Genomic DNA, 12,595 nt, shown 5'->3' on the forward strand with positions numbered 1-12,595 from the left:
CACGGGGCAGGACGCCCCTTCGGCCGACACGTTAGCGATGCCGGCCAGACCCGCAAAGCAGCAACTTGCGGAAGCGCGCGCCGACGAGCCAGGCAGCTGCGCAAGAATTAAGCATTTTTGTGCCGCCCCCGTCTGGTTGCCGCGCCGCAGCGCTGGACATCGCCCTGCTACTGGTTCCAAAATGGACCGAACCGCCGCGTGTCGGCCGGCACAATCAACCGATGGGGATTTCCATGCGTCACCTTGCGAAACTGATGGCGGTATCCGCCTTCACGGCCCTGATGGCATCGACGGCGATGGCCCAGACGCCGAAGGACACGATCGTCATGGCCAAGCAGATCGACGACATCATCACGCTCGATCCCGGCGAGGCCTTCGAGTTTTCGGGCGTCGAGGTCGGCGCCAATGTCTATGACAAGCTGATGGGCGTCGATCTGACCAAGGGCAATGCGCTGGTCGGCGAACTCGCCACCAGCTACACCGTCAGCCCCGACAACCTGACCTATACCTTCAAGCTCCGGCCCGGCGTGAAATTCCATTCCGGCAACCCGGTGACGGCCGCCGACGTGGTCTATTCGATCCAGCGCGCGGTGACGATGAACAAGTCGCCCGGCTTCATCCTGACCCAGTTCGGCTTCAGCAAGGACAACGTGCTGGAGAAGGTCAAGGCGACCGACGACGCTACGGTCGTGATGACCGTCTCGCAGCCTTTCGCGCCGACGTTCTTCCTGAACTGCCTGACCTCGGGCGTCGCCTCGGTCGTCGATTCCAAGCTGGTCAAGGCCAATGAGAAGGACGGTGACTGGGGCAATGGCTGGCTGAAGCTGAACTCGGCCGGTTCCGGCGCCTACAAGGTCCGAGCCTATCGTCCCAACGAGCAGTATGCGCTCGACGCCAACGAGTCCTGGTACAAGGGCGCGCCCAAGAACAAGCGCGTCATCGTGCGCCATGTCGCCGAGCCGGCCTCGCAGCGCCTGCTGCTGGAGAAGGGCGACATCGACATGGCCCGCAACCTGTCGAAGGACCAACTCGCGGCGGTCAAGTCCAACAAGGACATCGAGATCGTCCAGGGCGACAAGGGCTATATCCTCTATCTCGGCCTGAACTCGAAGAACCCCAACCTCGCCAAGCCCGAGGTTCGTGAGGCTCTGAAATATCTGGTCGACTACGACTCGATCGAGAAGAATATCGTCGAGGGCACCTATAAGGGCCACGAATCCTTCCTGCCCAACGGCTTCCTCGGCGCGATCACCGACAAGCCCTACAAGTTCGATCTGGCCAAGGCCAAGGAACTGCTGGCCAAGGCCGGCCTCCCCAACGGCTTCACCGTCACCATGGACGTCCGCTCGGTCAACCCGATCACCGACATCGCCCAGGCGGTCCAGTCGAGCTGGGGCCAAGCCGGCATCAAGCTCGAACTGATTCCCGGCGACGGCAAGCAGACGCTGACCAAGTACCGCGCCCGCACCCACGACATCTATATCGGCCAGTGGGGCCCGGACTATCTCGACCCGCACACCAATGCCGAGACCTTCGCCATCAACGAGAACAACGGCGAGGACGCCAAGTCGAAGACGCTGGCCTGGCGCAATGCCTGGGACATCCCGGACATGACCAAGGTGACGCAGGCCAACGTGCTCGAGACCGACGCCGCCAAGCGCGCCGCCGTCTACGGCACGCTGCAGCGCGAGCACCAGAAGATCTCGCCCTTCGTCATCATGTTCCAGCAGGTCGAGGTCTCGGCCGATCGCAAGGGCGTCACCGGCTGGGTGATCGGACCGAGCTCCGACACCAATTTCTACGCCCCGATCGCCAAGAACTGAGCCCCGACAGCAGCAAGGACCCGCCCAGCCGCGAAGGCTGCGGCGGGTTTCTTGCTTTCTTTCGGATTGAGACTTTCACAGCCTCATCCTTCGAGACGCGATCTTCGATCGCTCCTCAGGATGAGGGCTGTGGGATCGACCAGACAAGAACAACAAGAAGCGGATACGATGGCGGGCAAGACGGAGACGGTGGCGGGCAAAAGCTGGGCGCACCATGGCGTGCGCTGGGGTAAGCTGCTCTGGCGCGAGCTAACCACGGTCGCGATCACCATCTTCGGCCTGCTGCTGATCACCTTCTTCATCGCCCGCGTCATCCCGATCGACCCTGTGCTCGCGGTGGTCGGCGACAATGCCCGTCCCGACGTTTACGAGAACGCCCGCATCGCGCTCGGCCTCGACAAGCCGCTCTGGCAGCAATTCGCTGTTTATGTCGGCAAGGTCTTCACCGGCGATCTCGGCCGCTCGGTCCTGACCTCCAACACCGTGGTCGACGACATCAGGCGCGTCTTCCCGGCGACGTTGGAACTCGCGACGTTGGGCACCCTGATCGGCTGCCTGCTTGGCATTCCGCTCGGCGTGCTGGCTGCGGTCTACCAGGGCCGCTGGCCTGATCAGGTCGCACGCGTCATCGGCCTGTTCGGCTATTCGATCCCGGTCTTCTGGCTCGGGCTGATGGGTTTGCTGCTGTTTTATGCCAAGCTCGGCTGGGTCGGCGGGCCGGGCCGCGCCGGCGTCGCCTTTCAGGATCTGGTCACGCCGATCACCGGCATTCTGGTGATCGACTCCGCGATCGAGGGCGATTGGGAGGCGTTCCGCGACGCCTGGTCCCATCTCATCTTGCCCTCGGCCGTGCTCGGCATCCTCAGCGTCGCCTATATCAGCCGGATGACGCGCAGCTTCATGATCACCGAGTTGCAGCAGCAATACGTCATCGCGGCCCGCGTGAAGGGCCTCTCTGAATTCCGCGTCGTCTGGCGTCACGCCATGCACAACGCCTTCGTGCCGCTGGTGACGGTGATCGCCGTCTCCTACATGCACCTGCTCGAAGGCTCGGTGCTGACCGAGACGATCTTCGCCTGGCCGGGACTGGGCCGCTATCTCACCCACTCCCTGCTCAACGCCGACATGAATGCCGTGCTCGGCGGCACGCTGGTGATCGGTGCCGTCTTCATCGGCGTCAACCTGCTGTCCGACATGCTCGGCCGGCTGGTCGATCCCCGGACGCGATGAGGATCGCATGACCACCTGGACCGACTATCTCCTCACCGATTCCCCTGAGTCGCGGCGCCAGGCCCGCCTCGGCCAGATGTATCGGAAATGGCTCGCCTTCCGGCGCAATCCCCTGGCGATGGTCGGGCTTGCCATCATCGTCGCGCTGTTGCTGGTCGCCGCCTTCGCGCCGCTGATCGCGCCCTTCGATCCGCTGGCGCAGAATCTCGACCGTCGTCTGCTGCCGCCGTCCTCGGGCAATTTCTTCGGCACCGACTCGCTCGGCCGCGACATCTTCAGCCGCATCGTCTACGGCACCCGCGTCACGCTGGTGATCGTGCTGCTCGTCGTCGTAACGGTCGGCCCGATCGGCCTTCTGATCGGCGCGGCCTCTGGCTATCTCGGCGGTTGGGTCGACCGGCTGCTGATGCGCATCACCGACGTCTTTCTCGCCTTTCCCCGGCTCGTGCTGGCTCTGGCTTTCGTCGCCGCGCTCGGTCCCGGTCTGGAAAACGCCGTCATCGCCATCGCGATCACGGCCTGGCCGCCCTATGCCCGCGTCGCCCGTGCCGAGACGCTGATCATCCGCCAGCAGGACTATATCGCGGCGATCCGCCTGCAGGGCGCCTCGCAATGGCGCATCGTCTGGAAGCATGTCGTGCCGATGTGCCTGCCCTCGCTGATCGTGCGGACGACGCTCGATATGGCCGGCATCATCCTGATCGCGGCGGGCCTCGGCTTCCTGGGCCTCGGTGCCCAGCCCCCGATCCCGGAATGGGGCGCGATGATCTCGGCCGGCCGCGAGCAGATCTTCGACCAGTGGTGGGTCGCGACCTTCCCGGGTCTGGCGATCTGCATCGTCGCGCTCGGCTTCAACCTGCTCGGCGACGGCCTGCGCGACGTCATGGATGCCAGGTGAGCGTGATGCGCGAACAAAACGATACCAACCAGAGCGAACAGCCCCTCCTCGAACTCGACAATCTCCGCGTCGATTTCCACACGCCCACCGGCATCGTCCATGCGGTGCGCGGGCTTTCCTTCACGCTGGGCCGCGAGCGGCTCGGCATCGTCGGCGAATCCGGCTCGGGCAAGTCGATGACCGGACGCGCCATCCTCGATCTGATCCCTTATCCCGGCGAGGTCCGGGCCGACCGCCTGGTCTATCGCGGGCAGAATCTGCTCACGATGGACAAGCGCACGCGCCGCAAGCTCCGCGGCCGCCACATCTCCATGGTGATGCAGGACCCGAAATTCTCGCTCAACCCGGTCCAGACTGTCGGCGAGCAGATCGCCGAGGCTTATCGCGTCCACCACAAGGCGAGTGCGAAAGAGGCCAAGCAGCGCAGCCTCGCCATGCTGGAACAGGTGCAGATCCGCGAGCCCGCCCGCGTCTACGATCTGTATCCGCACGAAGTCTCCGGCGGCATGGGCCAGCGCGTCATGATCGCGATGATGCTGATCGCCGAACCCGACATCCTGATCGCCGACGAGCCGACCTCCGCGCTCGACGTCACCGTCCAGCTCCAGATCCTCAAGATCCTCGACGATCTTGTCACCAGCCGCGGCATGGGACTGATCTTCATCAGCCACGATTTGCATCTGGTGCAGTCCTTCTGCGACCGCGTCATCGTGATGTATGGCGGCAAGGCGATGGAGACGCTGCCGGCAGCCGAACTCGCGGACGAGAGCGCCCGCGCCCGACGCCATCCCTATACGCTGGGCCTGCTCGGCTGCCTGCCCGATCTCGACCACCCCAAGGGCAAGCTCGCGACCCTGACCCGAGACCCGGCATGGCTGGCATGATGTGCGCGACCCTCCTCTGTCATTCCGGGGCGCTGCGCAGCAGCGAACCCGGAACCCACGACCGGGTTGAACCTGCATGCAGTCCGAATGGTGCGCCCGGTCGTGGGTTCCGGGTTCTTCGCTGCGCGAAGCCCCGGAATGACAGCGAGTTGCCCGCATGACCCAACCCGCCATCCTGGTCGAAAAGCTCAACGTCTCCTTTGGCGATTCCCATGTCGTGAAGGACCTCTCCTTCACCGTGGCGCCCGGCGAGAGCTACGGCATCGTCGGCGAATCCGGCTCCGGCAAATCCACCGTGCTGCGCGTGCTGGCAGGGCTGAACCGCGACTGGAGCGGAGAGGCCTCGATTCTCGGCAAGCTCCAGCCCAAACATCGGGACAAGGCCTTCTACCGCGCCGTCCAGATGGTCTTCCAGGACCCTTACGGCTCGCTCCATCCCAAGAAGACGGTCGATGATGCCCTTGCCGAGCCGCTTGCGATCCACGGCATCGGCGATGCGGAAGGCCGGATCGGCCGCGCCATGGCCGATGTCGGGCTGCCGTCGTCTTTCCGCTTCCGCTATCCGCACCAGCTCTCGGGCGGGCAGCGCCAGCGTGTCGCGATCGCCCGCGCCCTCGTGCTGGAGCCGACGATCCTGCTGCTCGACGAGCCGACCTCGGCGCTCGACGTCTCGATCCAGGCCGAGGTGCTGAACCTGCTCCAGGCCCTGCGCCATGAGCGCAAGCTCACCTACATCCTCGTCAGCCACGATCTCGCGGTCGTCGCGCATATGTGCGAGCGGCTGCTGGTCATGCAGTTCGGCCGTGGCGTCGAGGAAATGACGGCGGCCACCCTCTCGGCCCGCGCGCCCCAGACGGCCTATGCCCAGCAATTGCTGACAGCCAGCGCCGGCTTCAAGCGCACCGGCTGAAGCGCCGAGTGCTATTGCGAGCGTAGCGAAGCAATCCAGGAAGGCGTAGAGCAGGGCGAAGTTGGGCTTCGTCGCCGCGTGGCGCAAAGCGTTTGGCAAGCGTCGTGCTTGGTCTCATTCTTGTCGCAGGCTTGGGCTCGACTGTCGTTCTGAGAGCCTATCTGGAGAAATTTCCATGGACGCCATCGCCGATCGCGCTTTCCGGCCGGAGACCGTGCGCGAGCGCACGCCCGTCCCGCCCTTTGATCTGGTGATCTTCGGCGCCAGCGGCGACCTCGCTCTGCGCAAGCTGTTCCCGGCGCTGGCGCAGCGCAATCAGGAAGGCGTGCTGCCGCCCGAGAGCCGCATCCTTGCCATCGTCCGCAAGGACGAAGATGTGGAAGGCCTGCCGAAACAGATAGCGACGCGGTTGAAGGAAGAGAAGCTCGCTGCCGATCAGATCGACGACTTCCTACGCCGGCTGACCGTGGTCCAGGCCGATGCCCTCAAGCCCGAGACCTTCAAGGCGTTGAAGCAGGCGCTCGGCGACAGCGACCGTGTGCGCTCCTTCTATCTCTCGACTCCGCCCGACCTGTTCATCCCGATCTGCCAGAACCTCGCCAAGGCCGACATCCTAACGCCGACCTCGCGCGTCATCCTGGAGAAGCCGCTCGGCCGCGATCTCGCCTCGGCCCGCGAGATCAACGACGCGGTCGCCGCCATCCTGCCCGAAAGCCGGACCTACCGGATCGACCACTACCTCGGCAAGGAGACGGTGCAGAACCTGCTCGTCCTGCGCTTCGCCAACACGCTGTTCGAGCGCTCCTGGTCGAGCCGCGACATCGACAACGTCCAGATCACTGTGGCCGAGACCGTCGGGCTCGAAACCCGCGCCGGCTATTACGACAAGTCCGGTCATATGCGCGACATGGTCCAGAACCATCTCATGCAGCTGCTCTGCCTCTTCGCCATCGAGCCGCCCAACATGCTCGAGGCCGGCGCCGTCCGCGACGAGAAGATCAAGGTGCTCAAGGCCTTGCGGCCGATCGTCGGCCCCGATGTCCAGCGCTATACGGTGCGCGGGCAATACGGGCCGGGCCAGATCGAGGGCCAGCGCGTGCGCGGATACACCGACGAACTCGGCCATGCCAGCAACACCGAAACCTTCGTCGCCCTGCGCTGCGAGGTCGACAACTGGCGCTGGGCCGGCGTGCCGATCTATCTGCGCACCGGCAAGCGCATGGCGCAGCGCTATTCCGAGATCGCCGTCACCTTCAAGCCGGTGCCGCATTCGATCTTCGGCGGCTCGTCGGCCTGCGATCGCCTCGACGCCAACCGCCTCGTCATTCGTCTCCAGCCCAATGACGGGCTCCAGCTCCAGCTGATGATGAAGGTGCCGGGCTCCGGCCGCCTCAAGATCGTGCCGCGCCAGCTCGATCTGCGCTACGAGACCGCCTTCGACGAGCGCACGCCCGACGCCTATGAGCGTCTGCTGACCGACGTCATCCGCGGCGACCAGACTTTGTTCATGCATCGCGACGAGGTCGAGCAGGCCTGGGCCTGGGTCGATCCGATCATTGCCGGCTGGCAGGAATACGCCCCGCATCCGCAGCGCTACGCCGCGGGAACCTGGGGACCCTCGCACGCCGTCGGCCTCATCGAGCGCGAAGGCCGCTCCTGGGCCGATCCGGATTTCGCCTGATGCCGACCGTTCCTGGTGCGGCCGGGCCGGTGGCCTGGCACAGATTCGAGACGCTGGCCGACGCCTCGGAAGCCTTGGCGAAGGCCGTCGCAATCCGCCTTGAGGCGCTTCTGGCTTCGCAGGGCAGGGCGCTGATGGCCGTGCCCGGCGGCACAACGCCGGCACGGTTTCTTGCAAGCCTCGGCGCGCATGACCTTGCTTGGGACAATGTCACGATCCTGCCGACCGACGAACGCGTCGTTGCGCCCGACGACCCGGCCTCCAACGAGCGCATGATCCGCGCCAGCTTTCCGCCGCTTCAGGCCGGCAAGGCGCGCTTCCTGTCCTTCCATGGCCATGGCGACGATCTCGATGCCGCGGCGGGTGCCTTGTCGGCCTCACTCGCCGCTCAGCCCGCGCTCGACATCCTGATCAGCGGCATGGGCGCCGACGGCCATATCGCCTCCCTCTTCCCCGGCGAGGCCGCAGCCTCGCTCACGGACGCCGGCCTTCACGCCGTCGCCGCCCGCCCGCCCGGCCTCCCTGAGCGCATCTCGCTCTCGGCGGCGCGATTGGCCGGCGCCGGCTGGGCCTGCCTGCTGGTTTCCGGTGCCGAGAAGGCGCAGACGCTGGCGACTGAGCAGGCCTTGCCGCGCGCCTATCCCGTCGGGCTGCTGCTTGGCAGGCCGCAGGGGCTCGACGTTTATTGGGCGAAGGCTTAAGCGGACGAAGTCTCAGGGAGTCATTCAATCATGTCCGACCAGCCGGAAATCGCCCGTCTCGCCGCCTGCGGCGTCGTGCCGGTCGTGGTGATCGAGGATGCCCATCTCGCCGTCCCGCTCGCCCGCGCGCTTCTCGCCGGCGGCATCGACGTGATCGAGGTCACATTGCGTCGCCCGGCCGCGCTCAACGCACTGGAGACCATCGCCCGCGAGGTGCCCGGCATCCTGGCTGTAGCCGGTACCGTGGTGACGCCGGCGCAGGTCTCGGAGGTGAAGTCGGCCGGAGCCCAGGCGGTGGTCAGCCCCGGCTTCAGTGAATCGGTCGATGATGCGATGCGTGCCGCCGGCCTGCCCTGGCTGCCGGGCGTCGCCACGGCGTCCGACTGCATGCGCGCCGTTTCGGCGGGCCGCCTGGCCTGCAAGTTCTTCCCGGCCGAACAGGCCGGCGGGACGGCTGCGTTGAAAGCCTTGTCGGGACCGTTCCCGCAGATGAGCTTCTGCCCGACCGGCGGCGTCGGTCTCAACAATCTCGCCGATTATCTCGCCTTGAAGCAGGTCATCTGCGTCGGCGGCTCCTGGCTGGTCCCGGCGGACGCGATCGCCAACCGCGACTGGGCCCGCGTGACGACGCTGGCGAGAGAGGCGCGCGAGAAGGTCGCGGCGCTGCGGGGCTGACCATCGGCAAAAACTCGGCATGTTAGGTTGAGTCGGGAACCACCTCGGTCATTCCGGGGCGACCCGAAGGTCGAGCCCGGAACCCATAACCACGGGTTGCGCCGAGAAGAGCGCCCGAGCCGTGTGCGTTGTCTAGAACTGGCAGCGTTTATGGGTTCCGGGCTCTTGGCTGCGCCAAGCCCCGGAATGACGGTGGTCTGTCCTGTACAGTTTTCACTTCCTGCAGGCGAACGGCAGGAAGGTGCTCGCCGTGCCGGCATTCATCGCCAGCAGCACCAGCACATTGGCCAGGTCGAGTTCCTCCTTCGAGCGCGGGCAGACATCGCCCTGCGCGGTGCAGCCCGACGCCAGGAAGGCCTCGTGCCTTTCGATGAACTCGGTTCCAAGCCCTTGCCGGCCGCGTCGCGCGAGCGCATCGGCCCAGGCCTGGCTGTAGCGGGCGCATTTGACCTCGGACCAGCTTTGCGCGCGTGGGTCCTGCGCGAGCGCGCCCGAGCCAATCCAGCACTGCGCCAACGCCGCCAGCGCCACGATCCGCCTTGCATTAGCTCTCATCAGGCCAATCCTCAGCGCGCCAGATCCGCGACGACCATCTCCGCGATCGCCAGCGACGAGGTCAGCCCCGGGCTCTCGATGCCGAGCAGGTTGACGAGATCGGGCACGCCGTGGACCTGGGGTCCGTCGATCCGGAAATCGGGCATCGGTTCGCTCGCCGAATGCAGCTTGGGCCTGATTCCGGCATAGTCGGCGACCAGCGCACCGTCCTGCAGCCCCGGCCAATAGGTCCGGATCGCGGCGTAGAATTTGTCTGCGCGCGCCGGATCGACGATTAGGTCCTGGTCGTCGGAGACCCACTCCACGTCGGGGCCGAACTTGACCCGGCCGGCCATGTCGATCGTCGCGTGGATGCCGAGCCCCGCCGCCTCCGGGATCGGATAGACCAGATGCGAGAAAGGCTGCTTGCCGAGCAGCGCGAAGTAGTTGCCCTTGGCGAAATGCTGGACCGGGACGTGCTCCGGCGGAAAGCCCTCCAGCGTCGCCAGCAGGCGCGGCGCTCCGTGCCCGGCCGAGTTGACGATCGTCCGCACCGAATAGGTCGTGGGGTCGTCGCCGCCGAAATCGACGCTGAAGCCCTCCGCCTCGCGCCGCCAGCCCAGGATCGGCGTGTTCAGCGCTAGCGAGCCGCCCGCCGCCTCGCATTCGCCGAGCAGCGACAGCATGTAGGCATGGCTATCGATCACGCCGGTCTCGGGAGAGAACAGCGCAATCTCGCAGGTCACCTCCGGCTCGCGTGCCCGTGCCCCAGCCGCGTCGAGATAAAACAGCGAATCGACGCCTGACGCCTTCGCCCGTGCCGCGATCGTCTCCAGCGCCGGGCGCTGAGCCGCCGAGGTCGCGACGATGATCTTGCCGCAAGCCTTGTAGGGCAGGCCGCGCTCATCGAGATAGGCATAGAGGCGCTGGCGTCCCTCGACGCAGACCTTCGCCTTCAGCGAACCCGTCGGATAGTAGATCCCGGCATGGATGACCTCGCTGTTGCGCGCCGAGGTCTGCGTGCCGATGGCGTCCGCGGCCTCTGCGATCACGACCTCGCGGCCCGCCAGAGCCAGCGCGCGGGCCACGGCCAGGCCGACCACGCCGGCTCCAATCACAAGACAATCGATGTCGCTCATGCGGCTCCTCCGCGCAGTGCGCGATCGATCCGATATCGATTCATCTGCTTACAGCCCCAGTTCGCTGTGAGAGCCCATGCGGACGAGCACCAGCGTCTGCTCGTCCGGCTTGCAATAGATCAGTACAAGATCCGGCCTGATATGGCAGTCACGATGGTCTTTCCACTCGCCGGTGAGCGCATGATCGCGCTGGCGTGGGAGCAAGGGCTGATCCTGCGCAAGGGCGCCGACGATGGTGACAAGATCACGATCCAGAGTGGCGGCATGTCGGCCTTTGGCTTCCCGCTTGTAGTCGCGCTTGAACTGGCCGGTGCGCTCAATCGTCCGCACGCAGGTCGTCCATCAGAGCACCGACGGTGTCGAAACGAGGCAACTTGCCTCCGCGTGCTTCGCGCATCGCCGCGATCGTCGCTTCGTTGGGAACCAGCGGCTCGAAGGGCAGGGCCTTCTCGCGTGCGATCCGGACCATCATCATCCGGAAAGCGTCGGAGGCTGTCAGCCCCATGGTCGCAAGTACGGCGGTCGCTTCGGACTTCACATCCTCGGCGATACGGGCGCGGACGACGGCATTCTCTGTCATGTATCACCTCTGGGCTACATTGTAGCCCAGAGGTCCGTCCCTTGTCCATGAAGCATCGGGGCGCGGCCGCCGCCGGCCTGTGATCAAGCCCTCTGCGGCATCGCGATTTCGACGAGGCTCGCCCAGTAGGTCACGCCGACCGGGATGGCCTCGTCGTTGAACTCGTAGGCCGGGTGGTGGAGGCCGGCGGACTCGCCATTGCCCATGAGGATGAAAGCGCCGGGACGCTCCTCCAGCATGAAGGAGAAATCCTCCGACCCCATGGTCGGCGGCACTTCGGTGTCGATCGCCTGCTTGCCGAAGACGTTCTTGGTGACGCTTGTGATGAAATCGGTCTGGCCGGCATGGTTGACCGTCACGGGATAGCCGAGATGGTATTCGAGGTCATATTTCATTTCGAAGGCCTTCATCAGGCCGTCGGTGATCTCGGTGATGCGCTTCTGCGCCAGCGCACGCATCTCGGCGGTCAGCGTCCGGATCGAGCCCTTGATCTCGACCGTCTGCGGAATGACGTTGAACGCCTCGCCGGCGTTCAGAGCCGTGATCGATACGACGACGGAATCGAGCGGGTCGGCATTGCGCGACGACACGGTCTGCAGCGCTGTGACCAACTGGCAGGCTGCGACGATCGGATCCTTGACCTGGTGCGGGGCTGCCGCATGGCCGCCCTTGCCTTCAATCTTGATGTGGATGCGGTCGGCGGCAGCCATGATCGGCCCCTTGCGGGTGGCGAACTCGCCGATGGCCAGACCCGGCTTATTGTGCAGGCCGTAGACCTCCTGCACGCCGAAACGCGCCATCATGCCGTCCTCGATCATCGCCTTGGCGCCGGCGCCGCCTTCCTCCGCCGGCTGGAAGATCAGCACGGCCGTGCCGTCGAAATCGCGCGTCTCGGCGAGGTATTTCGCGGCGCCCAGCAGCATGGCGGTGTGCCCGTCATGGCCGCAGGCGTGCATCTTGCCCGGCACGGTCGAGCGGTGCGGCAGGTTGGTCTCCTCGTGGATCGGAAGCGCATCCATGTCGGCGCGCATCGCGATGACCTTGCCCGAGGCCTGACCCTTGCCCTTGATCACGCCGACGACGCCGGTCTGGCCGATGCCGGTCACGACCTCGTCGACGCCCCAGGCCTTGAGCTTCTCGGCGACGACGCCCGCGGTGCGGTGGACGTCGTACATCAGCTCGGGATGGCGATGGAGATCGCGGCGGATGGCGGTGATTTCCGGCGCGAGCGCGGCGATGACGTCTGATTTGGGCATCTGATCCTCGAAGGGCAGGCAAAGCAGGCCCGCAGGAAACGGGTTGCCACACCCGCAAACTAGCGCGTCAGGCCCCGCGCTGTCCAAGCCTGTTGCCGCATGAGGGGGAGGAAACGGGAGAATGCCCTTCCGCCCGGAGAAGCAGGCCCGTCGAAAAAGCCGCACCCGATTCACCGGCGATTAACCAAGAGATGGCTCAATGGCGGGACTAAAAGAGTTTGGGCTTCCCATCACCGACGACGCTGAACGGGCGCTCCGCTTGCGGGCCGGGCGATCGCTGACGC

The 12,595-nt window shown here is 65.7% G+C and carries 13 protein-coding genes; 8 read left to right on the forward strand and 5 right to left on the reverse strand.

Translation table 11 applies throughout. The features are described from left to right. Window positions 1-233: 233 nt before the first annotated feature. From AXW83_RS26090 to eda, 8 genes are all read left to right on the forward strand, one after another. The gene (locus tag AXW83_RS26090) at window positions 234-1,823 is read left to right on the forward strand and encodes an ABC transporter substrate-binding protein (RefSeq protein ID WP_236841778.1); all 1,590 of its coding nucleotides are present in this window, start codon (window positions 234-236) and stop codon (window positions 1,821-1,823) included. Window positions 1,824-1,991: 168 nt separating this feature from the next. Continuing rightward, the gene (locus AXW83_RS26095; RefSeq protein WP_066619400.1) at window positions 1,992-3,053 is read left to right on the forward strand and encodes an ABC transporter permease; all 1,062 of its coding nucleotides are present in this window, start codon (window positions 1,992-1,994) and stop codon (window positions 3,051-3,053) included. Between the two features lie 7 nt (window positions 3,054-3,060). Further along, complete coding sequence (gene nikC / locus AXW83_RS26100) at window positions 3,061-3,951, forward strand: nickel transporter permease (protein WP_066619403.1); 891 nt, start codon at window positions 3,061-3,063, stop codon at window positions 3,949-3,951. 5 nt (window positions 3,952-3,956) lie between these two features. Continuing rightward, on the forward strand, window positions 3,957-4,835 hold the full coding sequence (locus AXW83_RS26105) for an ABC transporter ATP-binding protein (protein WP_066621320.1): 879 nt from the start codon (window positions 3,957-3,959) through the stop codon (window positions 4,833-4,835). 157 nt (window positions 4,836-4,992) lie between these two features. Continuing rightward, window positions 4,993-5,745, forward strand: coding sequence for an ABC transporter ATP-binding protein (locus AXW83_RS26110; protein ID WP_066619406.1), 753 nt, complete (start codon window positions 4,993-4,995; stop codon window positions 5,743-5,745). 175 nt (window positions 5,746-5,920) lie between these two features. Next, window positions 5,921-7,426, forward strand: coding sequence for a glucose-6-phosphate dehydrogenase (gene zwf / locus AXW83_RS26115; RefSeq protein ID WP_066619408.1), 1,506 nt, complete (start codon window positions 5,921-5,923; stop codon window positions 7,424-7,426). Continuing rightward, a complete protein-coding gene (locus AXW83_RS26120) occupies window positions 7,426-8,127 on the forward strand; it encodes a 6-phosphogluconolactonase (RefSeq protein ID WP_066619414.1) in 702 nt (233 codons plus the stop codon). The genes zwf and AXW83_RS26120 overlap by 1 nt, the downstream gene beginning before the upstream one ends. Window positions 8,128-8,157: 30 nt before the next feature. Beyond that, window positions 8,158-8,802, forward strand: a complete 645-nt coding sequence (gene eda, locus AXW83_RS26125; RefSeq protein WP_066619416.1) for a bifunctional 4-hydroxy-2-oxoglutarate aldolase/2-dehydro-3-deoxy-phosphogluconate aldolase — start codon at window positions 8,158-8,160, stop codon at window positions 8,800-8,802. A 213-nt stretch (window positions 8,803-9,015) separates the two neighbouring features. Here the strand turns inward: eda and AXW83_RS26130 are convergent, their stop codons facing one another. The 5 genes from AXW83_RS26130 to AXW83_RS26150 all read right to left on the reverse strand — a co-directional run bounded on the left by AXW83_RS26130 (window position 9,016) and on the right by AXW83_RS26150 (window position 12,311). Next, a complete protein-coding gene (locus AXW83_RS26130) occupies window positions 9,016-9,357 on the reverse strand; it encodes a hypothetical protein (protein WP_156640448.1) in 342 nt (113 codons plus the stop codon). Between the two features lie 11 nt (window positions 9,358-9,368). After that, the gene (locus AXW83_RS26135; protein ID WP_066619420.1) at window positions 9,369-10,475 is read right to left on the reverse strand and encodes an NAD(P)/FAD-dependent oxidoreductase; all 1,107 of its coding nucleotides are present in this window, start codon (window positions 10,473-10,475) and stop codon (window positions 9,369-9,371) included. Between the two features lie 48 nt (window positions 10,476-10,523). After that, the gene (locus tag AXW83_RS26140) at window positions 10,524-10,805 is read right to left on the reverse strand and encodes a type II toxin-antitoxin system YafQ family toxin (RefSeq protein ID WP_066619422.1); all 282 of its coding nucleotides are present in this window, start codon (window positions 10,803-10,805) and stop codon (window positions 10,524-10,526) included. Beyond that, window positions 10,792-11,055, reverse strand: coding sequence for a type II toxin-antitoxin system RelB/DinJ family antitoxin (locus tag AXW83_RS26145; protein WP_066619425.1), 264 nt, complete (start codon window positions 11,053-11,055; stop codon window positions 10,792-10,794). The genes AXW83_RS26140 and AXW83_RS26145 overlap by 14 nt, the downstream gene beginning before the upstream one ends. Window positions 11,056-11,138: 83 nt before the next feature. After that, complete coding sequence (locus tag AXW83_RS26150; protein ID WP_066619427.1) at window positions 11,139-12,311, reverse strand: M20 aminoacylase family protein; 1,173 nt, start codon at window positions 12,309-12,311, stop codon at window positions 11,139-11,141. Between the last annotated feature and the right edge of the window lie 284 nt (window positions 12,312-12,595).

Origin of the sequence: Bosea sp. PAMC 26642, assembly GCF_001562255.1 — a bacterium.
Classification (GTDB): Bacteria; Pseudomonadota; Alphaproteobacteria; order Rhizobiales; family Beijerinckiaceae; genus Allobosea.

Coding starts and splice junctions, on each gene's coding strand:
- AXW83_RS26090 (WP_236841778.1), top strand. CDS start 234: ATGCGTCACCTTGCGAAACTGATGGCGGTATCCGCCTTCACGGCCCTG.
- AXW83_RS26095 (WP_066619400.1), top strand. CDS start 1,992: ATGGCGGGCAAGACGGAGACGGTGGCGGGCAAAAGCTGGGCGCACCAT.
- nikC (WP_066619403.1), top strand. CDS start 3,061: ATGACCACCTGGACCGACTATCTCCTCACCGATTCCCCTGAGTCGCGG.
- AXW83_RS26105 (WP_066621320.1), top strand. CDS start 3,957: ATGCGCGAACAAAACGATACCAACCAGAGCGAACAGCCCCTCCTCGAA.
- AXW83_RS26110 (WP_066619406.1), top strand. CDS start 4,993: ATGACCCAACCCGCCATCCTGGTCGAAAAGCTCAACGTCTCCTTTGGC.
- zwf (WP_066619408.1), top strand. CDS start 5,921: ATGGACGCCATCGCCGATCGCGCTTTCCGGCCGGAGACCGTGCGCGAG.
- AXW83_RS26120 (WP_066619414.1), top strand. CDS start 7,426: ATGCCGACCGTTCCTGGTGCGGCCGGGCCGGTGGCCTGGCACAGATTC.
- eda (WP_066619416.1), top strand. CDS start 8,158: ATGTCCGACCAGCCGGAAATCGCCCGTCTCGCCGCCTGCGGCGTCGTG.
- AXW83_RS26130 (WP_156640448.1), bottom strand. CDS start 9,357: ATGAGAGCTAATGCAAGGCGGATCGTGGCGCTGGCGGCGTTGGCGCAG.
- AXW83_RS26135 (WP_066619420.1), bottom strand. CDS start 10,475: ATGAGCGACATCGATTGTCTTGTGATTGGAGCCGGCGTGGTCGGCCTG.
- AXW83_RS26145 (WP_066619425.1), bottom strand. CDS start 11,055: ATGACAGAGAATGCCGTCGTCCGCGCCCGTATCGCCGAGGATGTGAAG.
- AXW83_RS26150 (WP_066619427.1), bottom strand. CDS start 12,311: ATGCCCAAATCAGACGTCATCGCCGCGCTCGCGCCGGAAATCACCGCC.